General features: G+C 76.5%; 20 protein-coding genes. 10 read left to right on the plus strand and 10 right to left on the minus strand.

What is annotated here, in order from left to right; translation table 11 throughout:
* Window positions 1–89 precede the first annotated feature (89 nt).
* A complete protein-coding gene (locus K7787_RS06350; protein ID WP_308036294.1) occupies window positions 90–1,199 on the minus strand; it encodes an acetate/propionate family kinase in 1,110 nt (369 codons plus the stop codon).
* 261 nt (window positions 1,200–1,460) lie between these two features.
* Between K7787_RS06350 and K7787_RS32055 the strand changes: the two genes are divergently transcribed.
* Window positions 1,461–1,592 carry a hypothetical protein gene (locus K7787_RS32055; RefSeq protein WP_267907394.1) on the plus strand — a complete coding sequence of 44 codons (132 nt, stop codon included), beginning with the start codon at window positions 1,461–1,463 and terminating at the stop codon, window positions 1,590–1,592.
* Between the two features lie 155 nt (window positions 1,593–1,747).
* The gene (locus tag K7787_RS06355) at window positions 1,748–1,915 is read left to right on the plus strand and encodes a hypothetical protein (protein WP_443742878.1); all 168 of its coding nucleotides are present in this window, start codon (window positions 1,748–1,750) and stop codon (window positions 1,913–1,915) included.
* A 105-nt stretch (window positions 1,916–2,020) separates the two neighbouring features.
* Here K7787_RS06355 and K7787_RS06360 read toward each other — a convergent pair whose 3' ends face one another.
* The 6 genes from K7787_RS06360 to K7787_RS06385 form a co-directional block, all read right to left on the minus strand.
* Complete coding sequence (locus tag K7787_RS06360; protein ID WP_223000845.1) at window positions 2,021–2,524, minus strand: hypothetical protein; 504 nt, start codon at window positions 2,522–2,524, stop codon at window positions 2,021–2,023.
* A gap of 2 nt (window positions 2,525–2,526) precedes the next feature.
* Window positions 2,527–3,975, minus strand: coding sequence for a molybdopterin-dependent oxidoreductase (locus K7787_RS06365; protein ID WP_247720604.1), 1,449 nt, complete (start codon window positions 3,973–3,975; stop codon window positions 2,527–2,529).
* A gap of 327 nt (window positions 3,976–4,302) precedes the next feature.
* On the minus strand, window positions 4,303–5,745 hold the full coding sequence (locus K7787_RS06370; RefSeq protein WP_223000745.1) for a glycosyltransferase 87 family protein: 1,443 nt from the start codon (window positions 5,743–5,745) through the stop codon (window positions 4,303–4,305).
* On the minus strand, window positions 5,742–6,590 hold the full coding sequence (locus K7787_RS06375) for a class I SAM-dependent methyltransferase (RefSeq protein ID WP_223000847.1): 849 nt from the start codon (window positions 6,588–6,590) through the stop codon (window positions 5,742–5,744). The genes K7787_RS06370 and K7787_RS06375 overlap by 4 nt, the downstream gene beginning before the upstream one ends.
* Before the next feature lie 5 nt (window positions 6,591–6,595).
* Window positions 6,596–7,261, minus strand: coding sequence for a TIGR04282 family arsenosugar biosynthesis glycosyltransferase (locus K7787_RS06380; RefSeq protein WP_223000746.1), 666 nt, complete (start codon window positions 7,259–7,261; stop codon window positions 6,596–6,598).
* Window positions 7,258–7,983 (minus strand): glycosyltransferase family 2 protein, encoded by a 726-nt coding sequence (locus tag K7787_RS06385; RefSeq protein WP_308036295.1) that lies wholly within the window; start codon window positions 7,981–7,983, stop codon window positions 7,258–7,260. The genes K7787_RS06380 and K7787_RS06385 overlap by 4 nt, the downstream gene beginning before the upstream one ends.
* 113 nt (window positions 7,984–8,096) lie before the next feature.
* On the opposite strand from K7787_RS06385, the gene K7787_RS06390 reads away from it, so the two are divergent.
* A complete protein-coding gene (locus K7787_RS06390) occupies window positions 8,097–8,834 on the plus strand; it encodes a response regulator transcription factor (RefSeq protein ID WP_164388996.1) in 738 nt (245 codons plus the stop codon).
* Window positions 8,824–9,936 (plus strand): sensor histidine kinase, encoded by a 1,113-nt coding sequence (locus K7787_RS06395; protein ID WP_223000747.1) that lies wholly within the window; start codon window positions 8,824–8,826, stop codon window positions 9,934–9,936. Before K7787_RS06390 ends, K7787_RS06395 begins: the two co-directional genes overlap by 11 nt.
* A gap of 312 nt (window positions 9,937–10,248) precedes the next feature.
* Here K7787_RS06395 and K7787_RS06400 read toward each other — a convergent pair whose 3' ends face one another.
* The gene (locus K7787_RS06400; protein ID WP_223000748.1) at window positions 10,249–11,301 is read right to left on the minus strand and encodes an NAD-dependent epimerase/dehydratase family protein; all 1,053 of its coding nucleotides are present in this window, start codon (window positions 11,299–11,301) and stop codon (window positions 10,249–10,251) included.
* A gap of 250 nt (window positions 11,302–11,551) precedes the next feature.
* On the opposite strand from K7787_RS06400, the gene K7787_RS06405 reads away from it, so the two are divergent.
* The 3 genes from K7787_RS06405 (at window position 11,552) to K7787_RS06415 (ending at window position 14,308) form a co-directional block, all read left to right on the plus strand.
* Window positions 11,552–12,703 carry a molybdopterin-dependent oxidoreductase gene (locus tag K7787_RS06405; protein ID WP_223000749.1) on the plus strand — a complete coding sequence of 384 codons (1,152 nt, stop codon included), beginning with the start codon at window positions 11,552–11,554 and terminating at the stop codon, window positions 12,701–12,703.
* On the plus strand, window positions 12,703–13,353 hold the full coding sequence (locus K7787_RS31610; protein ID WP_247720605.1) for a hypothetical protein: 651 nt from the start codon (window positions 12,703–12,705) through the stop codon (window positions 13,351–13,353). Before K7787_RS06405 ends, K7787_RS31610 begins: the two co-directional genes overlap by 1 nt.
* A 124-nt stretch (window positions 13,354–13,477) precedes the next feature.
* Window positions 13,478–14,308 carry a hypothetical protein gene (locus K7787_RS06415; RefSeq protein WP_223000751.1) on the plus strand — a complete coding sequence of 277 codons (831 nt, stop codon included), beginning with the start codon at window positions 13,478–13,480 and terminating at the stop codon, window positions 14,306–14,308.
* Between the two features lie 207 nt (window positions 14,309–14,515).
* Here K7787_RS06415 and K7787_RS06420 read toward each other — a convergent pair whose 3' ends face one another.
* On the minus strand, window positions 14,516–15,865 hold the full coding sequence (locus tag K7787_RS06420) for a chloride channel protein (RefSeq protein WP_223000752.1): 1,350 nt from the start codon (window positions 15,863–15,865) through the stop codon (window positions 14,516–14,518).
* A gap of 309 nt (window positions 15,866–16,174) precedes the next feature.
* Window positions 16,175–17,173: a GlxA family transcriptional regulator gene (locus K7787_RS06425; RefSeq protein WP_247720607.1), complete on the minus strand. Its 999-nt coding sequence runs from the start codon at window positions 17,171–17,173 to the stop codon at window positions 16,175–16,177.
* A gap of 71 nt (window positions 17,174–17,244) precedes the next feature.
* Here K7787_RS06425 and K7787_RS06430 point away from each other — a divergent pair, with 71 nt between their 5' ends.
* From K7787_RS06430 to K7787_RS06440, 3 genes are all read left to right on the plus strand, one after another.
* Window positions 17,245–18,204, plus strand: coding sequence for an NADP-dependent oxidoreductase (locus K7787_RS06430; RefSeq protein WP_164387764.1), 960 nt, complete (start codon window positions 17,245–17,247; stop codon window positions 18,202–18,204).
* A gap of 243 nt (window positions 18,205–18,447) precedes the next feature.
* The gene (locus K7787_RS06435; protein ID WP_223000753.1) at window positions 18,448–19,302 is read left to right on the plus strand and encodes a DUF4132 domain-containing protein; all 855 of its coding nucleotides are present in this window, start codon (window positions 18,448–18,450) and stop codon (window positions 19,300–19,302) included.
* Window positions 19,299–24,554 (plus strand): hypothetical protein, encoded by a 5,256-nt coding sequence (locus tag K7787_RS06440; protein ID WP_372456611.1) that lies wholly within the window; start codon window positions 19,299–19,301, stop codon window positions 24,552–24,554. The genes K7787_RS06435 and K7787_RS06440 overlap by 4 nt, the downstream gene beginning before the upstream one ends.
* Window positions 24,555–24,640 lie beyond the last annotated feature (86 nt).

The following is a 24,640-nucleotide window of genomic DNA, read 5'->3' on the forward strand; positions in this document are numbered from 1 at the left end:
TCGTCACTGGGGGTGGGTTCGGCGCTGGGGTGGGTTCGTCGCCGAGGGATGGGGGGTGAGGGGGACGGCAGAGGCGTACGCCCGCCGCCTCAGGGGCGGTTCAGCAGTGCCCGGGTCTCCAGGGCGACCTGCTGCGCCTCTCCCGTGGGGACGACGACGACCGGGACCCGAGCGTTCGGCGGGGAGACGATCTCGGGGCGTTCGGCGACCAGGGGCCGCAGACCGCCCGTGAGGCCCAGCGCGGGCAGCCGGGCGCAGATCTCCTCGCGCACCTCGGGCTGGTCCTCGCCGATCTCGCCGGTGAACACCAGGGCGTCGAGCCGGTCGAGGGAGGCGGCCATCGCGGCGACGCCCCGCCGGCAGTGGTGGGTGAAGACGTCCAGGGCGAGCGCGGCGGCCTCGTCGCCCGCCGCCCGGGCGCGGACGAGGTCGCGGGTGTCGTCCGAGGCGCCGGAGAGGGCGAGCAGCCCCGAGTCGTGGTTCAGCGCGTGCTCGATCTCGTCCGCGGTCAGCCCGTGCCGGGTCTGCAGCCAGGTCAGCGCGCCGGGATCGACGCTGCCGCTGCGGTGGCTCATCACCAGGCCCTCCAGCGGTGTGAACCCCATCGTCGTGTCCACGCTGCGCCCGGCGCGCACGGCGCACGCGGAGCAGCCGCCGCCGAGGTGGCAGATCACCAGGTGCAGCCGCTCGGCCGGGCGGCCGAGGAGTTCGGCGGCCCGGCCGAGCGTCCAGGCGTAGGACAGTCCGTGGAAGCCGTAACGCCGCAGCCCGTGGCCGTCGCGCCACTCGGCGGGGACGGCGTACTCCCGTGCGGCGGCGGGCAGTTCCGCGTGGAAGACGGTGTCGAAACAGGCGACGTGCGGGACGCCGGGCAGCAGTCGCCGGGCCGCGTCCAGGACGGTGAGGGCCGGGGGGACGTGCAGCGGGGCGAGGTCGGCCACCTGGTCCAGCCGGGCGCGGACGGCGTCGTCCACCAGGGTGTGGGCGCGCAGGTCCGGCCCGCCGTGGACGATGCGATGGCCCACGGCGACCGGTGCGGGCGCCTCGTCCAGCAGCCGCCGCAGCGGGTCCGAGGCGTCGTCGCCGGGCGCCGATTCGCTGTGGTGCTCGGCGAGGACCTCGCCGCCGCTGCCGAACACGGTCAGGCGCAGGCTCGACGAGCCCGCGTCGGCCACCAGGACCGGGCCGTTGCTGTCCACCGGCACACGTCACCCCTCTCCGGCGGGTCCGGGAACGCGCCGCGCGGCACACGTGTGCCGCGGCACCGAGGTACCCGGCCCGGGCCGGGGGAAACAGCTGCCTGGCCACCGGCCGCCGCCGACCCCCGGCACCGCCACCACCACCGTCAGCGCCCCCTGGCACCGCCACGGCCACTGCCACCGCCATGCACCTACCGCCGACGCGACCCGCCGCCTAGACTCCGGGTCTTCCGTCGTATCGCGAGCGAGGGGGCGCAGGCCGTGACGACCGAGGGCAGAGGCGGGAGCGCCACCTGGGCGAAGGTGCTGGCGGGTTTCGTCCTGCTGGTCCTTCTCCCTCTGGTGCTCTGGTTCATGGTCTCCTTCTCGCGGGCGCACGTCTTCCCCTGGTGACCGGTCACTTGGCCGACCTGGTGAACCGGGCGACAGGACACCCGCCGACGGGTCACCGCCCCGGCCGCGACCCGGCGGCGGCCGCCAGGTCAGGAGTCCGCGGGCGGCGCTGATCGGGGGCGCTGCCCACGCTCTACACGGCGACCGCCCCGGACGTGGCGGGCGGGCAGCTCATCGGTCCCGACGGCGTGGGCGAGCTGCGCGGCGCGCCGAGGACGGTGCCGTTGGCGCCCCGGGCCCTGGACGCCGGGAGCGGCCGCCGGCTGTGGGACCTGTCGGAGGACCTCACCTCCGTGCGGTTCGCGCTCCCGGCCGCGGGGTGAGCGATCGGGGGGCGGGCGGGTCAGCGGCACACCGTGAGGCGGCCCCCGACCGCGGGTCCGCCGCCGAGCGCCGCCCGCGCCTCAGGTACGCCACCGGCGCTGCTCTCACCGTGCGGTGCCCTCACCGTTCGGCGCCCGTCGCCCCCCGTCTGCGCCCCGCCGACGCGCCCGCCGGACGGTGAACGCGAAGGAGACCGCGGAGGCGCCGAACAGCACGCCGGTGACAGCCAGCCATCGCCCCAGGTAGCCGCCCTCGGACAGCCCCGTCGCACCGGTGTAGGGCGTGGACAGGGCGAAGATCAGCGGGAACCAGACGAGCAGGAGGACGCCGGAGAGGAAGGCGGGGACGCGCACGTAATTGATCCACGGCAGCCGTGGCACGCGGGCGGCGCGGTGCCGCAGCACGGCGAGGACCGTCAGGTCGGCGAGCGAGTACAGCGGGAACAGGATCAGGTCGTGGACGACGGCCGCGCCCACGAACCAGAGGGCGACGGCGAGGGGCCGGACCGCGAACAGGCGCACCATGGCGTAGCCGGTGAGGGCGAAGGAGCTGACCAGGGCCAGCAGGTGCAAGGGGTTGGCGCCGTACCAGCGCGCGAAGCGGGACATGGTCACGCCCTGAAGGTGAGGCGGCGCACCCATTTGGTGTTGTTGACGCCGGGGTTGGCCGGGACGATGACGCGGGCGGGGAAGCCGTGGTCGATGGAGAGGTCCGCGCCGTTGACGCGCAGGGCCAGCAGCGAGCGGGGGTCGTGGATCTGGTTGCCGCGCAGCAGCACCGAGCTGTAGGGGCCGGGCGGCTGGACGGATTCCACCAGAACGCTGCCGGCGTGGGGCAGTCCGGCCAGGGCGGCCAGATCGGTCAGGCGCAGGCCGCTCCAGTGCTGGTCGGCGGTGGACCAGCCCTCCACGCAGGCGATCGGCAGCGCGGCGGCGTGCTGGGGCAGGGCGAGGAGCCGGTCCCGGGTGAGGACCAGGGCGGGCCCGTGGCCGTGGAGTTCCAGCCGCCAGCCGGGGCCCACGTGTGCGGGGGTGACGCCGACCGCGGCGGCCGTCTTGTTGATCTGGAAGCCGTTGGGGCCGCTGCCCGGGTCGCGGTTGTGGGGTGCGAGCAGGGCGCTCGCGCGCAGCCGGCCGCCGATGCTCTGCCCGGCCGTGACCACGAGCAGGAGCAGTGAGCCCGCCCCCACCATGCCCACCGCGCCGCGGCGGGTCATGCTCGGCGCGCGGGGTGCGGCCGGGACCAGGTGGTCGGGGTCGGGGGGTTCGGGGCGGGTGTGGGCGAGGTCGGTGCGCAGTTCGGCCGCCGGGTCGCGGGAGCGCAGGGCGCGGGCCATCCGGCCCAGCCGGAGGGCGACATGGACGGCGAAGGCGGCGGCGAGGACCCAGGCGCCGTAGAAGTGCAGGGTGTAGAAGGAGCCGGGGAAGACGTAGAAGAGCTGGATGTTGAGGATGCCGGTGGCGAACTCGAAGATCGCCCCGCCCACGAGGGTGAGCAGGGAGAGCCGTTCGAGCGCGTGGGCGAGGGTGCGCACCGGCGGCCACTCGAAGAGCTTGGGCAGCACGGACCACAGCTTGGCCAGCAGGACGGGCACGAGGGTGACGCCGAGGGTGACGTGCACGCCCTGGGTCAGCCGGTAGAGCCAGTACGGGTGCGTGGGCCAGTCGAAGAGATAGAAGCCGAGGACGCCCTTGTCCGGGGTCTGGTCGTCGGGCGGGCCGAGCCCCGGGTTGTAGGCGGCGTACGAGAGCAGTCCGGTGACCAGGAGCACGGGGATGCCGGCCAGCAGGACCAGGCCGAACACGGAGGTGAGCCAGGGGCCGCGCAGGGGGCTGCGCCAGAATCCGGGGCGGAACGGGCCCGGCGGTGGCGGCGCCTGCCGGGCACGCCGTACGACGGCCCGCAGCCGCGCGGCGGTTCGGGTCGCGCGGTGGGCGACGGCCGCGCGGGCCCGTCCGAGGCGGTCACGCATACGTAGGAGGCGGGGGCGCACCCGTCGTGGGCGCGCCCCGGTCCGCCCGCCGGACGGGTCCGGGGGCGGCCGTCCGTCACGGTCCATCGGCCGTCTCCTCCCTCTGCGGGGCGACCCGGGAACGCTCTCGGGGCGCGGCTTGAGAAACCCTTTCCGGGGCCGCGCTCCGGCACGGCGGTGTCCGGCCCGGCGGGCGCTTACAAGCTGCCACGGCCCCGGTGGGCGGGCCTCCTCTGGCACGGGTGCGGGCGGGCGTCGTCACCGGGACGGCCGAGCCGGTTCCGGCGCGGGTCCGCAGGGGGCCGGGGGTGGGCCATGGACGCCGGAGAGGCGGGCCGTAGACGCCGGGGGACGGCCGTAGACGCCGGGGGACGGCCGTAGACGCCGGGGGACGGCCGTAGACGCCGGTCCGGGTCAGGGGTGCGCCCCGTAGCGCTTCCGCCGCCGTGCCGGAAGGGCGCGCAGGCCCGCGCCGACGGCGACGCACACGGCGGCCGTGCCGTACGTCCACGCCTGCAGGGGGACGCCGGGCAGCAGCCGGCCGCCGAGGTAGAGGACGGTGCCGGCCAGCGGTACGGTCAGCCACTCCCAGCGGCCGTCGAGGGCGACCAGGCCGACGACGAGCAACGCGTACCAGGGGTAGCCGGGCGACATCAGCAGCAGGGCGACGCCGGTCAGCAGCAGGGCGCCGCGCCAGGGGCGCAGCGGGTCCCCGCGCCACCACACGTACCCGGCCGTCCCGACGAGCAGCAGCACGGCGGTCGCCTCGGCCGCGGCGTCCGGGAGCAGTAGCCGCAGCAGGGCGAAGCGGTGCACGTCACCGGGCTGGTAGCCCTCTTCCTGGAGGTAGCCGGGCAGATAGCCGAGGACGTCGGCGCCGGAGGCGATGACGTAGGGCAGGTAGGAGAGCGCGACCACGGCGAGCAGGGCGGCGACCGTGCGGGCGATCCGCGCCGGGCCGCGCTGCCCGGAGAGGGCGCCGGGCAGCGCCAGCACGGGCAGCAGTTTCACGGCCACGGCGGCGCCGAGGAGGGCGCCGCGCCGGGCCCCGGCGGTGGCCGTGCCGAGGGCCAGCACGGTGAACAGGACGCCGAGGGTGTCGACATGGGCGTTGTCGACCGCCTCGAACGGGACGGCCGGGCACCATCCCCACAGGGCGGCGCGGGCGGGGGCGCGGTGCGGGTCGCCGCGCCGGCGGCCCACGGCGAGCAGCGCGACGGTGGTGCCGAACGCCAGGACGGCGCCGCCGGTCTGGAGCGGTTTGTGGCGGCTTCCGGGGGGTGAGAGCAGGTGGACGGCGGTGAACCAGCCCTCGGCGACGGGCGGGTAGATCGTGGGGACGGTGGGGCGGTTGATGCGGGTGCACAGGCCGTCGCTCGTCCGGGTCAGTCCCCAGCCCGTGCAGGCGGCCCCGGACGGGAAGAGCCAGCCGTCGCGGAGCCGGGCGAGCTGGGGTGCGGCGGGCGGGTGGGCGTAGGGGGAGATGCCGGCGCTCTGGACGCGGCCGTCCCAGGCGTAGCGGTACATGTCGGTGGAGGTGCGGGGCGGCGCGGCGAGCGCGGCCGCGGCCACGGCGGCGGCGCCGGCCAGGACCAGTGCGGTCGCGGCCCGCCGCGGGACCTTGCGCACGGTCCACGCCGCGGCGGCGAACAGGGTCCAGGCGACGGCGTATCCGGCGAGCAGGCGTCCTGCGTCGTGCTGGTCGTCGCCCGCCCGGACGGTGTCCGCGACGACGGCGGTGAGCGCGGCGAGCAGAACCGCGGTGACGGCGGTGGCGACCCGGGCGGTGGTGCGGCGCGCGGGCGCGGGAGGGCGGTCCGCCGACGGCCGGGGGTGCGCAGGGGCGGTGTCGTTCACGGGCGTTCGCGCCTCCCGCCGGCCGTGGGGGGTGCGGTGCGCTGTCCGGGGAGGGGACGGCCGAGTTCGAGGAACGTGCGGTCCCGCGCGGTCCACCGGCCGGCCACGGTCCAGCCCGCCGCGCCGGCGGCCCGGCACAGCGCGGCGGCGCCGAGGCGGGCCCAGGGGAAGGGGCGGCCGTGCCGGCCGTGGGCGTCCTCGACGCGGACGGTGAGATGTTCGTCGACGTCGTGCGGGGCGGCCTCGGCCAGCAGGCGGCTGCCGGGCGCGGCCACGGCGCGCAGCCGGGCGAGGAGGGCGACCGGGTCGCCGCCGATGCCGACGTTGCCGTCCATCAGCAGCACGGTGCCCCAGCGGCCCTCGCCGGGCAGGCGGTCGAAGACAGACCGGCGCAGCGCGGCGCCGCCGCCCCGCCGGGTGCGGGCCACCGCGGCCGGGCTGACGTCGACGCCGAGCGCGCGTACGCCCCGGGCGGCCAGTGCCGCCACCAGCCGTCCCGGTCCGCAGCCGACGTCGAGGACGGGTCCGGTGCAGCGGTCCAGGACGCGGGCGTCGGCGGCGTCGGGTGCGGCGCACCAGCGTTCCACGTCCAGCGGCAGCAGGTCGCCCTCCCCCACGGCGTCGTCCGGGCGGTCCGGCGTGGTCAGGCGGCGCAGAAAGAGCGGGCCGCGCCCGGCGCGCAGGGCGCGGGCGTAGGGGTCGTCGATCCAGGGCCGGCCGGCGGGCCGGGCGCGTCCGGGTTCCAGGACCGCGTCGCGTCCGGGTTCCAGGACCGCGGTGTGCGGGCGGCGGTCCGCGCTCCCCGCGGTCCGCCCGGCGAGGGCCGCCTCGGCGCGGTTCGGCACGCCGCTCACCGGCCGGCCCCCGTCAGGGCGGCCACGGCGGCGGCGAACCGGGAGCCGGCGGGGCAGCGGGCGGCGACCTCGGCGGCGTCGGCGGCGGTGTCCACGTCGCGCAGCACGGGCAGGTCGCCCACCCGCAGTCCCGCCTCGACCAGGCGGCGGCGCTGGACGGCGCCCGTGTGCGGGGTGGACATCGGCACGCCCCGTACGAGGCCGGCGGCGCGCGCGGGTTCGGCGACGCCCAGCGCCCAGAACCCGCCGTCGGCGGCGGGCCCGAACCAGGCGTCGTGGCCGTCGCGGCCGACGTCGTGGAGGAGTTCGGCGGTCAGTTGGGGGGTGTCCATGCCGACCAGGAGCGCCGGTCCGCGCCCGCACAGGCCGAACGCGGCCGCGATCCGCTCGTCCAGGCCGCCGGACGACTGCGCGGCTACGTCGAAGCCGGCCGGCAGCCAGGGGCCGGGCGCGCCGTCGAGGACGAGGAGGCGGCGGCGGGCGGGGACCCGGCGGACCGTGTGCAGGGTGTCGGCGAGGGCCGCCTCCGCCAGGGCGGCCGCCTCGCGCGGGGTGTAGGGCGGGGTGAGCCGGGTCTTGACCCGGCCGGGCACGGGTTCCTTGGCGATGACCAGCACGGTGGCCAGGGGCGGGGCGCTCATCGGCGGGCTGGGGGCGCTCATCGGCGGGCTCCGGCGGCGGTGCCGGACGCCGGGCGGGCGGCGGGCCGTTCGGCGAGGACGGCGCGCATGTCGCGTACCGCCTGCCAGGTGCCGCGCCAGGTCCCGGTGACCTTCGAGCGGCCCGTGCGCGGGCGGTAGGGCACGTCGGTCTCCGTCACCCGCCAGCCGGCGTCGGCGGCCCGGACGACGGTCTGGAGCGGGTAGCCGGAACGGCGGTCGGTCAGGTTCAGGGCGAGCAGGGCCGTGCGGCGGGCGGCGCGCATCGGGCCGAGGTCGTGCAGCCGCAGCCCGGTGCGGCGGTGGACCAGCCGGGCCAGTTCCAGGTTGGCCAGGCGGGCGTGCAGGGGCCAGGCGCGGCGTGTGACGGGCCGGCGGCGGCCGAGGACGAGGTCGGCGGCGCCGTCGAGGACGGGCTCGGCGACGGCGGGCAGGAGGGCCGGGTCGAGGCTGGCGTCGCAGTCGCAGAAGCAGACGACGTCCGCGGTGGCGGCGGTCAGTCCCGCGTGGCAGGCGGCGCCGAACCCGCGGCGCGGCTCGTGCACGACATGGGCGCCGAGGGCGCGGGCGAGGTCCGCCGAGCCGTCGGTCGAGCCGTTGTCCACGACGATCGCGCGCCACCCCGCGGGGATCCGGCCGAGCACCCAGGGCAGGGCCTCGGCCTCGTCCAGGCAGGGCAGCACCACGTCCACGGGGGCGGGCGAACAGGAGGAGTTCTCGATCACCCCAGTCACCCTACGGGGACGAAAAGGACATAAGGGATTCGGCGATCTTACGGAGTGCTGACGTCACACGCCGCCCGGTCCGGCGACCGCGGGCCGGTGCGAGACTCGGTGGTGTGAAACGCGTACTCGTCGTGGACGACGATCCCACCGTCTCCGAGGTGGTCAGCGGCTATCTGGACCGGGCGGGCTTCGCCGTCGACGTGGCGGCCGACGGGCCCGCCGCGGTGGCCCGGGCCGCCGCCCGGCCGCCCGATCTGGTGGTGCTGGACCTGATGCTGCCCGGCATGGACGGCCTGGAGGTCTGCCGGCTCCTGCGCGAGAGGGGCCCGCTCCCCGTGATCATGCTGACGGCGCGGGGCGACGAGGAGGACCGCATCCTCGGTCTGGAGGTCGGCGCGGACGACTACGTCACCAAGCCCTTCAGCCCCCGCGAGCTGGTGCTCCGGGTGCACTCGGTGCTCCGCCGCACGGGCGGGGCGGCGCCGGACCCCGCCGGTCCGCCCGGGTCCCGGCTGCGCGCCGGCCCGCTCGCCCTGGACCCGCACGCCCGCCGCGCCACCCGTAACGGGGCCGAACTCCGCCTGACCATCAGGGAGTTCGACCTACTGGAGTACTTCCTGCGGCATCCGGGCCGGGCCACGAGCCGGGAGGAGCTGATGCACGAGGTGTGGGGCTGGGAGTTCGGCGACCTGTCGACCGTCACCGTCCATGTGCGCCGGCTGCGCGAGAAGATCGAGGACGACCCGGCGCACCCGAGCCTGATCAGCACCGTGTGGGGCGTGGGCTACCGCTTCGACGCACCCGCCACGGACCTCGCGCCCCGGGCGACGGAGGCCGTCGATGGTGCGTGACACCCTCCTCATCGCGCTCTACGCGGCCGTCGGGGCGGCCGGGGCCGGCCTGCTCGGCATGGGCCTGCTGCGGCTGCTGCGCAACCGCTCCGTCGCGCTCTCCCTGACCGTGGTCGCCGCCGTCACGGTCGCGGCGATGCTCGCCGGGACCCTGCTGGTGTCCTGGGCGATGCTGCTGTCCGACCACGACCTGTGGGTCGTGACGATGGTCTGCCTCATGGCGGCGGTCGTCTCGCTGGCGGTGGCGCTCGCGCTCGGCCGCCAGGTCGTGCGCGGCAGCCGTGCCCTGACCGAGGCCACCCGCTCGCTCGGGGACAACGGCCGGTTCACCCCGCCCGCCGCCGCGCCCACCGCCGAACTCGCCGCGCTGAGCCGCGAACTGGCCGCCACCGGCGCGAAACTGGCCGCCTCGCGCGAGCGGGAGCGCGCCCTGGAGGGCTCCCGGCGCGAACTGGTCGCCTGGATCTCGCACGACCTGCGCACCCCGCTCGCCGGACTCCAGGCGATGGCCGAGGCCCTGGAGGACGGCATGGTGGACGACCCGCGCGTCTACCACGCCCGGATCCGCACGGAGGTCGAGCGGATGAGCGGCATGGTCGGCGACCTCTTCGAACTCTCCCGCATCCAGGCCGGGGTCCTCGCCCTGAACACCACCCGGATGTCGGTCTACGACCTGGTCGGCGACGCGCTGGCGGGCGCCGCCGCCCTCGCCCGGGAGCGCGGCGTGTCGATCGTCGGCGACGGGGTCGAGCCGGTCCCGGTCGAGGTGGACGGCCGCGAGATGTCCCGTGTGCTGGCCAACCTGCTGGTCAACGCGATCCACCGCACGCCGTCCGACGGCACGGTCGCGGTCTCCGCCCGCCGGGAGGCCGACAGCGTCGTCGTGTCGGTGACCGACGGCTGCGGCGGCATCCCCCCGGAGGACCTGCCGCGCGTCTTCGACACCGGCTGGCGCGGCACCGACGCACGGACTCCGCCGGCCGGTGCGGGCCTCGGCCTGGCCATCGTCCGCGGCATCGTCGAGGCCCACCAGGGCCGCGCCGCGGTCTCCAACGTCCCCGGCGGCTGCCGCTTCGAAGTGCGCCTGCCCGCCGCCGTGTGAGCTGTACGCCGGCATCGTCGAGGCCCACCAAGGCCGCACCGCGGTCTCCAACATCCCCGGCGGCTGCCGCTTCGAGGCGCGCCTGCCCGCCGCCGTGCGAGCTGTACGCCGACCCGGGTCGCCGACCGGCCCGAATCGTCGGCCGGCCCGAATCGTCGGCCGGCCCGAATCGCCGGCCGGCCCGAATCGCCGGCCGGACCGAATCGCCGGCCGGACCGGATCGCCGGCCGGCCCGAATCGCCGGCCGGCCCGGATCGCCGGTTGGACCGGCCGCCGGACCGGACCGGCCGCCGGGCGCCTCGCCGTCGCGGGTCAGCCGGCCCGCAGCGCGGCCGTCGCGAACCCCGCCATCCCCGCGGCGAAGCCGACCCGCGGCCGCCACCCCAGCTCCTCGCGCAACCGGCGTGAGGAGGCGGTGATGTGGCGGACGTCGCCGAGCCGGTACCGCCCGGTGACGACGGGCGGGCGCCCGCCGTACGCCCCGGCCAGCGCGGCGGCCATCTCACCGACCGTGTGCGGCTCGCCGCTGCCGACGTTGTACGCCCGCAGGCCTCCCTCGGGCAGCCCGGACAGCCCGTCCAGCACCGCGAGGTTGGCCCCGGCGACGTCCTGGACATGGACGAAGTCCCGCCGCTGGCCGCCGTCCTCGAACACCTGGGGTGCCTCGCCGCGCTCCAGCGCGGACCGGAACAGCGAGGCGACGCCCGCGTAGAAGGTATCGCGCGGCATCCCGGGGCCGTACACGTTGTGGTAGCGCAGCGCGGCGACCCGGCCGCCCGTCGCCCGCGCCCACGCGGCGGCGAGGTGTTCCTGCGCGAGCTTGGTGGCGGCGTAGACGTTGCGCGGATCGAGCGGGGCGTCCTCGGTCACGAGACCGGGAGCGAGCGGTTCGCCGCACTCCGGGCAGGGCGGTTCAAAGCGTCCCGCGTCCAGGTCGGCCACCCGGCGCGGCCCGGGCCGTACGACGCCGTGGGACGGGCACGCGTAACGCCCCTCGCCGTAGACGACCATCGAACTCGCCAGCACCAGCCGCCGCACCCCCGCCTCGGCGAGGCCGGCCAGCAGCACCGCCGTACCGAGGTCGTTGCAGCCCACGTAGGCGGGTGCGTCGCCGAAGTCCTTGCCGAGCCCGACCATCGCCGCCTGGTGGCAGACGGCGTCCACGCCCCGCAGGGCCTCGCGCACGGCCGCGTGGTCACGGACGTCCCCGTGCCGGAAGTCCACGCCGTCGGGGACCGGCGGGGGCGTGGGGTGCGCGGCGGACAGCAGCGCGTCGAGCACGCGCACCTCGTGCCCGGCGCCGGTCAGGGCGTTCACGAGGTGCGAGCCGATGAAGCCCGCGCCTCCGGTGACCAGGATCAACATGCCCTGACGGTACGGCCGCAGGCCCGTCCACGAGGCGTACGACGCCGCGACGTCAGCGATCCGTAAGCCTTCGCGGCCGGGCCGTCCGTCCGGCGGGGCGCGGCCGGGCCGGGACGGGACGGGACGGGACGACGGGACGTCCGGTGGGGCGCGGCCGGGGCTGGACGGGACGCCCGGCGGGGCGCGGCCGGGGCGACGTTCGTGACCTGTAAGGATTGCGCGATTCCCCGACGCCGTTCCAGCCGCTGTGATGGTCGGCATGAGAACGCTCCCCGTCCGCCCGCGACCGCCGGTGTTCCGCGGCGCGCTGCACGACGCCCGTACGGCGACCCGGATCGGGCGGTGGCTCGGCATCGCCTTCGCCATCTGCTTCGTCACCGGCCTGATCAGTCATGTCCTGCAACATCCGCCGCCGTGGGCGGCAGACGCGCTGCCGAGCCGTCCCGTCTGGGGCTACCGGCTGACCCAGGGCCTGCACGTGGCGTCCGGGATCGCCGCCGTACCGCTGCTGCTGACCAAGCTGTGGACCGTGTACCCGCGGCTCTTCGCGTGGCCGCCGGTGCGTTCGGCGGCGCACGCGCTGGAACGGCTGTCGGTCGGCGTGCTGGTGGCGGGAAGCGTCTTCGAGCTGGTGACCGGTCTGCTGAACACCGCGCAGTGGTACCCGTGGCCGTTCTCCTTCGTGCCGGCGCACTACGCGGTGGCCTGGCTGACGACCGGGGCGCTGCTGCTGCACCTCGCCGTCAAGGCACCCGAGATCAGGGCGCATTGGGCTCGCCGCTCCCCCGGCGCCCTCGCCCTTCCCGCGGCGGACGGCCCCGACCGGCGGTCGCTGCTGGCGGCGGTCGCCGCGGCCGTGGGCGCGGTCACGCTCACCACGGCCGGCCAGTCGTTCACCCCGCTGGGGCGGACCGACCTGCTCGCTCCCCGACATCCCGGCCACGGCCCGCAGGGTTTGCCGGTCAACCGCACCGCCGCGGCGGCCGGCGTCGGCCGGGTCCCCGGCGCGTCCTACCGGCTGACCGTCGACGGGCCGCGCCCGTACACCCTCACCCTCGACGACCTGCGCGCACTGCCCCAGCACGAGGTGGAGTTGCCGATCGCCTGCGTCGAGGGGTGGAGCAAGTCGGCCCGCTGGACCGGGGTACGCGTGGCCGACCTGCTGGAACGGGCCGGCGCGCCGCGGCCCGCCCGGGTGCGCGTGGTGTCGCTGCAGCCGCGCGGCGCGTACCGGGTGTCCGAGCTGGGACGCGCCCACGCGCACGACCCGCTGACCCTGCTGGCCCTGCGCCTGAACGGCGAGGAGCTGAGCCCGGACCACGGATACCCGGTCCGGCTCATCGCCCCGAACCGCCCCGGTGTGCTGCAGACCAAGTGGGTCGGCCGGCTGGAGGTGCTGTGATGTCCCGACAGGCCGAAGCCGACGAGAAGGGCGGCAACACGTCGAGGGGCGCCGGGGCGGGACCGGTGCGTGTGCTGGCCGGTGCGGCCGGCGTGGCGCTGATGGGCACGGGTGTGTCGCTGCTGCTGGACGTACGCGACCTGACCGGCGTCCTGGTCTGGCTCGGCGCGGCGCTGGCGGTGCACGACGTGCTGATCGCCCCGCTGGTCCTGCTCGCGGGGCTCGCCCTCACACGTGTCGGTGCGCGTGGGGCGCGGGGCGGTGTGCGTGGGACATGTGGCGGTGTGCGGGGGGCGCGGGGCGGGGCGCGTGGGCCGGTGCGGGGTGCGCTGCTGGTGGCGGGCGCGCTCACGGCCGTCGCCCTGCCTCCGCTGCTGCGGCCCGGTGATCCGGCCAACTCCTCGGTCCTGCCGCTGGATTACCTGCGGAACTGGCTGCTCGCCCTGGCGGCGGTGGCGGCCGTCACGACGGCGCTGATCGCCGTACGACACTTCGTACGACCGCCCTTTGTACGACGGCGCTTCGCACAACGACCCTTCGTGCGACGGCGTTTCGCGCGGCGTCCGTGGTGGTGGCGGACGAGGGCGGAGGCGGCCGGCGGCCCTCCGCAGCGTGCCGCTGACGACGTATCCGAGGGGGGCCGGCGGTAGCGCGGCTCACCCGCCGCCGGGCCGGTGGCCCCTCCCGGACGTCACCGTATATTGGCCCGGCAACGTCGGTGCGTGCACGGGGGGTTGAGCGGAGTTGCGATCAGGTGGAAGACGCAGGGCGGCCGTGGCCGTCTGGCTCTGTGCCGTCGCTGTGCTAGTGCTCGGGGCGTGCGGGACGCAGGTGGCCGGGCGGGACGGGGGGTCGCCTTCGCCCGCGGTGAGCACGCCGATCCCGTGGACCACGGCGCAGCCCTCGGCGGTCACCGGAGTCCGGGTCGGCGGCGACCGCCGCACACTGCTCCTCGACACCCAGGTGCCCAGCGGCCCGCACGCGTGCGTGCGCGATCTCAAGGCGGTGCTCACCGAGCCGATGTCCGACCTCGTACGGGTGCAGGTGACCTTCGTCTCACCCTCCGGAGACAGGGCCTCCGGGTGCACGAAGGAAAGCTCGGCCACGGCCCGGCTCACGCTGCCCGAACCGCTCGGCGGCCGGGACGTCGTCGTGGACAACTACACGCGCTTCACCGCCGACGGCGCGAAGCCGCCCGCGCTGCGGTTGTGCGGGAAGCTGGGCTGCACCCCGCCGGTCACCGGCTGCACCGCGGGCTCCTACGAGCAGGCGCTGACGACGGTCGACGCGCCCCTGCACACGTACCGGAATGCGGAGCGGTGCGACGGGAAGTGGCTGGTGCTGGACATCTCCTGGCGTACCGGTCCGGCCTGCGCCGGCTCGCCGGAGCCCGCCTGTTCCGCCCGGCTGGGGGACCGCTGGTTCTTCCGGGCGAAGAAGTCGGGCTGGGAGCCGATCGCCCGGACCACGGACGGCGGCTGCCGTGCCGTGCGGCAGCGGGAGCGGGCGTTCCCGGTCTCGCTGTGCGCGTCGCTGGCCCCGCTGCCCCCGTCGCTGCACCCGAGTCATGCCCCGTCGTCCGCCTCACCGACGCCCGCTTCCTGACCGCCCGCTTTCTGAGCACTCGTTTCCTGATGCCTGTTTCCTGATGCCCGGTTCCTGACGCCCGGTTCCTGGCGTCCACTTGCCGACCAGGGGCATTCGGGGCATTCCCGGTCACGCCCGCTTCTCGGCCGGACGGCGTCCGGTAACCCGGCGCGGCCGGAGGCAGACGTCCGCGGCCGGGGGCGGACGCCGTCCCCGCGGCAGCGCTCAGCCCGCCTCCGCGGCGTGCGGCGCGGTGCGGCCGGCCGGCAGCGACTCGACCGTCACGAAACCCGCCACGGCGGCGAGGATCACCAGCGGGATCATCTCGGCGCTGCCGAACAGCAGCGCGGCCAGCAACGCGCTGCTGACCGGGAGTCGCAGGGCGGCCGCCCCGGCGGCGGCCACGCCCGCCGCCATGCCCGGGACGATCCCCAGGCCGGGCAGCGGAGCGAGCAGCACCCCGACCGCCGCACCGAGGAACAGCGCCGGGAAGACGGGGCCGCCGCGCAGGCTGCCGAGGCACAGCGCGTAGGCCGCGGCCTTGCACAGCAGTACGGCGACGAGTGCCCCGGCGCCCCAGGCGTGCGGCTCGGCGGCCAGCCGGGCCAGCACGGCCTGGCCGGACGAGGCGACTTCGACCGGCGACCGACCCGTGCCCAGCGCGTACGCCGCGGCGCACACGCCCGCCGCCAGCGCGCAGAGCGCCGTACGGGCGACCGTCCGCCGCGCCGACACGAAGACCGCGACCCGTCTCCCGGTCCACAGCAGCAGATGGAGGACGGCGGCGACGCCGACCGCCATCGGCAGCCCCCAGAGCACGTCCCCGGCGTCCAGACGGGGCACCGGAACGCCCGGTTTCAGCGACAGGCTCCCGGTGGACAGGCCGGTCCAGCGGCCGAACCCGGTGAAGACGAGCGATCCGATCCCGCTGGACAGCAGCGCCGGCAGCATGACGGCGAACAGCCGCGTGCCGCCCGCACCGGCCACCTCCACCAGGATCACCGCGCCGACCAGGGCGTTGCCGAAGATGGCGGAGAGGGCCGCCGCCGCGCCGGCCGCGCCGAGGAGCGCGGTGCTCCCCGGGGTCACCGGGGCGCGGGCCAGGCGCCGCAGCAGCAGCGCCAGGCCGCCGCCGAGCGCGATCAGCGGGGCCTCCGGGCCGAGCACCGCGCCGAACGGGAGGCTCGCCGCCGCCGCGAGGACCACTCCCGGCAGGGTGGCCGGGTCGGTCCCCGAGGAGTGCAGTCCGGCGGCGGGGACGTGTCCGCCCGTTCCCGGCAGACGCCGGACGACGAGGCCGACGGCGACGCCCGCCACCGCCAGCAGCGGCAGCGGCCACCACCACGGAGGGGCGCTCCACCCCGAGGCGTCCGGCAGCGCCGTCCACAGCGCGTGCTCCAGCTCGTGGAGTCCGGCGAGGAACCAGAAGGCCGCCAGGGACACCGGGACGCCGACGGCCGCCGAGAGCGCCAGCGTCCTGCGGTACGCGGAGGTGCGCAGCAGGTCCCGCAGACGGTCCGCCTCTTCCGGCTGCGTACCGGCGGGGGGTGCGGCGGGCGATCCCGGCTGCGTCACGGCGTCCTTCCTCGGTGTCGGCACGGGGCGGCCAGGGACGGCGCCCGTGGCCCTCGGACTCCTCATCGGCCGGCACGCGCCGCCCCTTGAGCCCGGCGCGCCGCGACACGCGGGCCGGGTCGGCCGGCCGTACCGGACGCTGGACGAGAGGCCGAATCGGGTCGGCGGCCGGCCGCGGTGGTGGCCGCGACGGCCGGCGTTACGCAGACGCCCCGATGGCCGGCGAGGCCGAGCTGCCGAGGCGACCGGCCTCCGGCGGACGGGCGGCCTCCGGCGGACAGGTGGCCTCCGGCGGACGGGCGGCCTCGGTCAGCGGGTCGCCTGGAAGGTGCGCCGGTACGCCTGCGGGGAGACGCCGATGGACGCGTGCAGGTGCTGGCGCAGGGAGGCGCCGGTGGCGAAGCCGACCCGGCCCGCGATCTGGTCGACCGTCAGGTCGCTGGACTCCAGCAGGTCCCGGGCCCGGGAGACGCGCTGCTGGATCAGCCACCGGCCGGGGCTGACGCCCGTCTCGTCGTTGAACCGGCGGACGAAGGTGCGCAGGCTCATCCGGGCGTGCCCGGCGAGGTCGGCCAGGGTGAGCGGCTCGGCGAGGTGTTCCAGGGCCCAGGCCCGGGTGGCGGCGGTGCCGGCGGCGTTCTGCTCGGGCATGGGCCGCACGATGTACTGCGCCTGCCCGCCCTCCCGGAAGGGCGGGACCACACAGCAGCGGGCCACGAAGTTCGCCAGCGCCGTGCCGTGGTCCTTGCGCACCAGGTGCAGGCAGACGTCCACGCCGGAGGCGGCGCCGGCCGAGGTGAGGATGCGGCCGTCGTCCACGAACAGCACGTCCGGGTCGAGGTCCACCCGGGGGAACGCGCGCCGGAACCGGTCGGCGAGGTGCCAGTGCGTGGTGGCCCTGCGGCCGTCCAGCAGTCCGGCCGCGGCGAGCACGAACGCGCCGGTGCAGATGGAGACGATCCGCGCGCCGGACGGGATCAGCGCGAGCGCGGCGGCGGTCTCGGCGGTCAGTTCCTCGGTGACGTGGTCGGGTGTGAAAGCGGCGACCACCACGGTGTCGGCGGTCGCCAGCGCCTCCGGGCCGTGGGCGACGCCGATCGTGAAGTCCGTGCTGGTGCCCACCGGCCGGCCGTCGACCGAGCAGGTCAGCACCTCGTACCGGCCGTCGGCGGCGCCGAGGATGCGGCTGGGGATGCCCAGTTCGAAGGGGTAGACGCCGTCCAGGGCGAGCACGACGACCCGCTCCACGGTCCTGCCCGCGGCCGGTTCCCCGGCCGTCTCCCGTCCTGCCCGTTCCGCCTGCCGCATGGCACGATCCTATCGGAGATTGACCATCGTGCCATTTCCCCGGCGGGCGGGCCGGGGCAGGCTGGTTCACCATGAACGATGTGAAGACCGCGAACACGATGCGCGCCGTCGGCCAGGACGTCCTCGGCGGCCCCGAGGTGCTGAAGGAGATCGAGCTGGAGCGGCCGGTGCCGCGCCCCAACGAGGTGCTGGTCCGGGTGCGGGCCGCCGGAGTCAACCCCACCGACTGGAAGCACCGCGCCCAGCGCGTCTTCCTCGGCGAGCCGCCGTACGTGCTCGGCTGGGACGTCTCCGGTGTCGTCGAGGCGACGGGCGTCGGCGTGGCCCTGTTCCGGCCCGGGGACGAGGTCTTCGGGATGCTCCCCTATCCGTTCGGCCACGGCTCGCACGCCGAGTACGTCACCGCCCCGGCCCGCGCCTTCGCCGCCAAGCCCGCCGGCATCGACCACGTCCAGGCCGCAGCGCTGCCGCTGGTGTCGCTGACCGCGTGGCAGGCTCTGGTGGAGCGGGCGGAGCTGCGCGCCGGACAGCGGGTGCTGATCCACGCGGCGGCCGGCGGGGTCGGCCATGTGGCGGTGCAGATCGCCAAGGCCCACGGCGCGTACGTCATCGGCACCGCGAGCGCGGGCAAGCACGACTTCCTGCGCGAGATCGGCGTGGACGAGCCGGTCGACTACCGCACGACCGACGTCACCGAGGCCGTACGGGACGTCGACGTCGTCCTGGACACCCTCGGCGGCGAGACCTCCGTCCGTTCGCTGCGCACGCTGCGCCCGGGCGGGGTCGTGGTGTCGATCCTCCCGGTCGGCTCCGACGACTTCCCCACGGAGGCGGAACGGCTCGGCGTGCGGGCGGTCAGGATGCTGGTGGACGCCGACCACCACGGGATGCGGGCGATCGCCGACCTCGTGGAGACGGGGCGGCTGCGGCCCACTGTCGCCGGTACGTTCCCCTTGGCCGAGGCCGCCAAGGCGCACGAGCTCGGCGAGACGGGACGCACCACGGGCAAGCTGGTGCTGGTGATGGACTGAGGCCGCCTCCGGCGTTCGGCCGGGCCGCCCCCGCCCCACCCGGTCCCGTCGGCGCGTCGACCACTGCCCCAGACACTGGGCGTCGCCGTTGCCGAGGGGCCGGTCACCGGGCTGTACCTACTAGTAGGCACAGCCTGCCCTACCAGTAGGTACAGACCGTGCTCGCGCTTCCCCGGTCTCGTTGTCAGTGGCCTGATCTACAGTTCCCGGCACTTGATCGTTTCGCGGGTGCGGGAGGCCTGTATGGGGTGGGTGTCGGCCGGCGGCTATGAAGTCGCCCTCGACGACGGCAAGGTGGTGTGCCGCAACGCGGCGGGGCGGCGGCTGAAGTCCGTGCCGCCCAAGATCGCCGACGATCCGGCGGTGGTGGGGCTGCGGCAGCTCGCCGAGTGGCTGGAACGGCACGAACGGCAGTGCCTGGCCGACGTGGAGCGCTGGATGGTGCGCTCGCTGCCGGTGCCGTTCGCGGTCCTGGCGCGGGTGTGGCCGGACCCGGCCTGGCAGGCCGCCCTGCGCGATTTGGTGGTCACGGGCGCGGACGGCGCGGTGGCCGGATTCCTGCGGGACGCCGACCCCGAGCGCGGCCTCGGCCTGGTCGACCTCGACGGCGACACCGTCCGCCTCTCCCCCGGCCTGGTCCGCCTGCCGCACCCGGTGCTCCTGGAGGACCTGGAGGAACTGCGGGAGTTCGCCGTCGAGCTGGGCGTCGAGCAGCGCGCCGGTCAGCTCTTCCGCGAGGTGTGGCGCCGCCCGGCGGCGCTCGACGCCGACGCCACGTCCGTCGAGGACTACGCGGGCGGCGCCTTCAAGGAGCTGAGGTTCCTGCACGGCCGCGCCGCCCAGCTCGGGTACCGGGTGCGCGGCGGCCACGCCGTGTGCTCCGTGCTGGAGGACGGCCGCGGCGTCGAGGCCCGGGTGTGGGTCGGCGACTACGACGGCTACGACGAGGCGGAGACCGGCCCGCTGGTCTTCACCGACCCCGCCGGCCGGGCGCTGAAGCTCGGTCAGGTCGGGCCGGTGGCCTGGTCGGAGGGCATGCGCATGGCGGCCGCGCTGTACGCCGGGCGCGATGTCGAGGACGAGGAGCGCGCGGCATGACGGCGAGCGGCACGACGATGCGGGACGAAACGGCGGGCGAGACGACGACCGGCGCGGCCAGGGCCGACGGGGCGGCGTACGAAGTGACGGCGGGCGGGGCGATGACGTACGACGGGTTCACCTACGACGAGGCCGCTGCCGCGGCCCTGCTCGACGGCGGCGCCGTGCTGCCCCTCGGCGCCACGGACCGGGAGGACGCCGACGTTCTCACCGCGCGCGCGTACACGCATCCCGCGCTGGACGGCCGCAGGACGGTCCGGCTGGTGCCGGGCACCCTCGGCGAGGCGGAGGACCTCGCCCTGGACTTCCTCGGGCTCGTCCGCGAGGAGGAGGTCCGCGAGGTCGGCCAGGTGCGCCGGGAGACGCTCGGCTTTCCCGCGTGGGCGCTGGTGAACGACCCGGCCAACGGCCACCACGCGCTGGCCCTGGTCCGGGACGTCGAACGGCTCGCCCGGCAGGCCAAGTCCCGCCCGGGCGCGGCCAAGGAGGGCTTCGAGGCGCTCGGGGAGCAGTTGGGCCGCGCCGTGCCGCACTTCCTGCCCACCTTCTACGAGCAGGCCGCCCGGGTCTTCCTCCAGTACGACAACACCACGTACGCCGCCGCCTTCTTCGGCAAGGCCCGCGAGGCGGAGCGGGTGCACGCGCTGGCGGTGGACGAGGAGCGGCAGCGGGCGGTGTTCCTGGAGTTCGCCTTCGCCGGGGCGCTGACGGTCAAGGCCCTCAAGGAGTACGTGCGGGCCCTCGCGGCGCGGCTCACCCCGGCCGAGGCGTGGGCGCAGTTCCGGCAGCTGAGCGTGGAGCGCTGCGCGGCCGGCCTGCCGCCGTACGCGTCGCTGCCCCAGGACGCGCGCGCTCTGATCAAGGCGGCCGGGCTGGACCGGGACGCCGAGGAGTGCGCCCTGGTGGCGGAACTCCTCGCCTCCCCGGCGGCGGTGCGGGCCCCCGCGTCGTTCTGGAACACCTACCGGGCCACGCTCGTCGCCCTGGCCGAGCGGCAGCCCGCCGTGCGGGCCCGGCTGCTGGAGATCATGCCGGCCGGCCTGGGCCGCTCGCCCGAGGACGACGACTTCTGGCTGGCGCTGCTCGCCGAGACCGGCGCCGACCGGCTGCTGACGGGCGAGAGCGGCCCGGAGGACGGTTCGGCCGAGCCGGCGGACGGTCCCGTCGACGCGGCGGGCGGTACGGTCGACGCGGCGGGCGGTCCGGTCGACGCGGCGGACTGGCTGAGCCGCTGGGCGCTGCACCGCAAGCGCGGTTCCCTGGCCGCGGTGCGGTCGCGGACCACCCTTTCCCTGGTGGAGCGCATGGCCGCCCGTCTGCGCGAACAGGGGCGTCCCGTGGACCTGTTCACCGGCCGCTGGCGCCCGAGCGCCGATCTCGACCTGCTGGACCTGTGCGCGGCGCACGGCATACCGCTGACGCTGCCCGAGTCCGCCGAGGACCTCCACGACGACTGCCTCCCCGTCAAGCAGTGGCTGACGGACACCCGGCCCGGCCGGCGCGACCTGACGGCCGTGGCCGCCGACGCGGGCTGCCGCCGTCTCCTGTACCGGGCCGTCGGCACCGTGTGCGGCCACCGCCACGACACCTCGACGCTGGAGGAACTGGCCGCTCACCCGGTCCTCGCCGACGTGCTGCGCGAGTGGCTGGAGGACGCGGCCGGCGAGCTGGCCGCCGCGACCGGCCTGCCCGCCGCGCGCACGGCGCTGGAGCGGATGCGTCCGTTCCGTGCGGTGGCCGCCCGGGTCGCCCCGGGGGCCGTCGCCACCGTCGCCGCCGTCGACGTGGCGCCGCTGCTGGGCCGCACGCTGCGCGCCGGCATCCTGGACGAGCTGGGCTGGCCCGCCCTCGACGAGGCGCTGCGCCGCCTGGACGCGGAGACCCGGCGCGACCCGAACGACTCGCTCTGCGTCCACGAAGCCTGGCCCGCGCTGATCCTCGCCCGCGCGCACAAGGCGGTCGTCGTCGGACCCGAGGAGGTCCTGCTGGAGCACGACCTGCGGCTGCCGCCGGGCCTGGACCGCTGGCAGCGCCCGTCGTTCCGGTACACGGACGGCGAACTGCTGGTGGCGTGGCACAAGAACGGCAAGCAGTACGGCTATTGGTCGGCCCGGCCCGCCGACGTCCTCCAGCTCGGCGGGGAGAGGGCGGCCCGCTGGTACGGCGGCGACCCGGACGACACCTCGCTGCCGCTGCCGGGCGGCGGCCGGGCCACCGGCGGGCGCGCCCTGCACGCCGGCGACACCGTGCTGCCGCCCGGCCGCCCCGTCCTCGGGGACGGCACCTCGTACTGGCGCCAGGGCCGGCAGGGACGGCGGCAGGTGTGGCTGGAGTACGACCCGGCGAGCGGCACGCACGGGCGTGCCTCGCTGCCCGCGTTCCTGCGCTCGGGCATCCGGGAGGGCGCGACCCTGATCCAGCCGCACTGCTCGGTGCTGCCCCTCCAGCCCGGTCTCGAGCACAGCCCGTTCGGCACGGACGGCGCGGTGCTGGGCCGCTGGGTGCGCGTCGAGGGCGAGGGCGAGGAGGCCCGTACGACCGTGGGCACCCCGGACGGGCGGACCGCCGCCCTGCCGACGCCGGACGGCCGGGGAGCGGGCGTTCCGGTGGGCGCGCTGCGGCTGCCCGGCGGCGCCGAGCCCCTCGTGGTCGCCCGGCACCGCCAGATCGCCCTGTACGCGCGGGACGACGACGGGGTGCGGGAGCTGGGCCGGGTGACGGCACTGGAGCGGGGCGGCGAGTTCGCCGCCGGAACGCGGCTGGTGCCGCCGGTGGACTTCTGGCACGCGCTGCGGCCGCGCGACGAGGCCGCGTCGGCGCTCCTGCGGGCGCTGGGCGACGAGCAGGCGGACGAACTGCTGCGCGCCGCCGCCGAGGCGCTGGCCGAGCGGCAGGCGCTGGCCGCGGGACGGCAGGCAGCGGCCACCGGCCAGGTGACCGGGCACAGCGCCGGTCAGGGGTCCGGGCAGGGCGCGGGTGCGCGGGGGTCCGCGGGGGCCGGGGAGCCGGCCGTGCCGACCGCCGACGAGGTGCTGCGGACGGCCGTCGCGCGCTGCCTGCCCGCCCTCACCGAGCCCCGTCTGCTCATCGGCGTCGCCGCCCTGGTGCACGGGGTGTTCCGGCTGGGGCGCTCGGCCGCCGCGTTCGTGGCGCCCCCGGTGGAGCGGACCGAGACGGACCTGAGGCGCACCGAGGGCATGTTCGCCGACCACAGCCCCGAGCACGGCGACGACCAGACGCTGCGCGAGGCGGTCACCGGCCTCGCCGACCTGCACGGCTGGTGGGGCGGCGAGGTGCGCTGGAGCGCGCTGCGGCAGATCCGCGCCGTGAACCACGTCCTGTCCGGCAGGCCCGCCGACGGCAAGCCGCTGTCCGCCGCCGCCCGGCTCGCCGGGGCGGACGACGGCTGGCACAGCGACGAGTTCACCGTGCCGGGCATCGGCGTGCTGTGGCCGTCCGTGCTGGGCGCGCTGCGCCCGCTCGCCTACCGCGCCGCGTCGCCGGCCCTGCCCGAGGCCCACCGCGAGGCGCTGCTGCTGCTGTTCGAGGCGATCACGGAGGGCCCGCTGGCCGCGCCGGGCGGCGCGCTGCGCGAGATCCGGCTGAGCGAGCCGCACCACAAGCAGGAGCGCGTGGGCCAGGTGCTGCGCCAGGGCGGCCGTACCGTCGTCGTCCTCGGCTGCCAGAACATCGACCACCGCGAGGGGCGCGTGCACTGGCTGGCCCTGGACCACGACCCGGCCGGGGCGTTCGGCGCGATCGCGCACTTCACCCTGGAGCGGGAGACCGCACACCCGCCGGTGTTCCCGGCCGCCGCGCTGGCCGCGGTGACCGGGCTGATCCGGGACAAGGGCGCCGCGCCCTGGCAGCCCGAGGCGCCCGCCGCGCTGGCCGCCGCGACACGCGACGGCCTCGGGCCCGTGCAGACGGCCCTGCTGCTGGCCGGCAAGCCGGCGCAGCTCACCGACGAGGTGATCGCGGCGACCGGTCTGAAGCCCCGCCAGAAGGAGCTGGGCGACGCGCTGCTGGACGTGCTGGGGTCCGCCGACCGGGCGGCGCTCGTCGGCGCGCTGCTGCCCGAGGACCCGGCCGCGCTGTGGACGTCCGGACCGGACACGGAGGCCGCGGGCCGGGTGTGGGCGGAGCGCCTCGGCGACGTCGTCCGCCTGCCTGAGGACCTCGCCGCGGAGCTCACCCGGGCGGGCCTGTCCACCGCGGCCGCCGAGGAGGTCCTCAACCCCCGCCGCACGCCCTGGATCAGCCGCACCACGGTGCAACGGCCGGACAAGGACGGCGACCTGGTCGCCGAGGACCCCCACGCGCTGCCCGGACGGTACGACCTGACGCGCGCCGTGGAAGCCCTCGCCGGGCTCGCCTACCACCTGCCGTACGGACACCCGCTGCGCGCCGGGCTGCCCGGGGCGCTGGCCGCGCTGCGCCGCCGCGTCGCCGACCCGGGGCTGCTGCTCGACCTCGACCTGACCTGGACGGACAAGGGCTCCTCGGTCGCGGCCGAGCTGCGCAAGGTCCACGGGCTGCCCGCCGCGGGCGGGGCGGGCCCGGACGGTCTGACGCGCGTCGGCGAGGCGCTGGTGCTGCGCCCGTGGTACGGCGACCAGGAGGCCGTCCTGATCCGCCCGGCGGGGCTGGACGGCGCGGACGACCCGGTGTTCGGACTGCTGGAGGGCATCGTCGCGTCCTGGCGGAGCACGGGCGTACGGGCGCTGCGCGCGATCCTGGGCGACAAACTCGCCCACGCCCTCGCGGCCGGCACGGACCCCGACGCGCCCGCCGGGCACGCGCAGGACCCGGCCGTCAGCGTGCCCGCTCTGGTCACCGAGGTCGCCGAGGCCCATGGCCTCACCGAGGACGCGGCGGCGCTGTATCTGCAACTGCTGGCGCTGCCCGACCCCACGGACCGCGACCGGACCCGCTGGACGGGCTGGAAGCCCGCCCGCGCGAAGCGGGCCCGCACCGAACTCGCGGCCTCCGGGCTGGTCGTGGAGGCGAAGCGGGCGCGCGCCGGGCGCACCCTGTTCCTGCCGGGCGGCTGGCTGGACCTCAAGGCGCCCGCGCTGCCGGTGGAGGTGTGGAAGCAGGGCCTCTACCCGGTGGACGACCACCGCCGCGCGGTGCCGCCCATGCCGGTGCCCGAGTTGTTCACGCGCGCGTGGGAGCGCGTCCGCTCCGGTGACGCGCCCGCCTACGAGGAGCTGACCACCCGCGCCACCCGCAAGGGCCGCCGCCGATGACCCCGGCCGGCCCGCAGCGGCCGCACGCGAAGGGGCGTCGCCCTCAGGGGGCGCCCCCGCGCACCGCCACCACCGTCCACCCGCAG

Source organism: Streptomyces sennicomposti (assembly GCF_019890635.1).
In the GTDB taxonomy this organism is placed as follows: domain Bacteria; phylum Actinomycetota; class Actinomycetes; order Streptomycetales; family Streptomycetaceae; genus Streptomyces; species Streptomyces sennicomposti.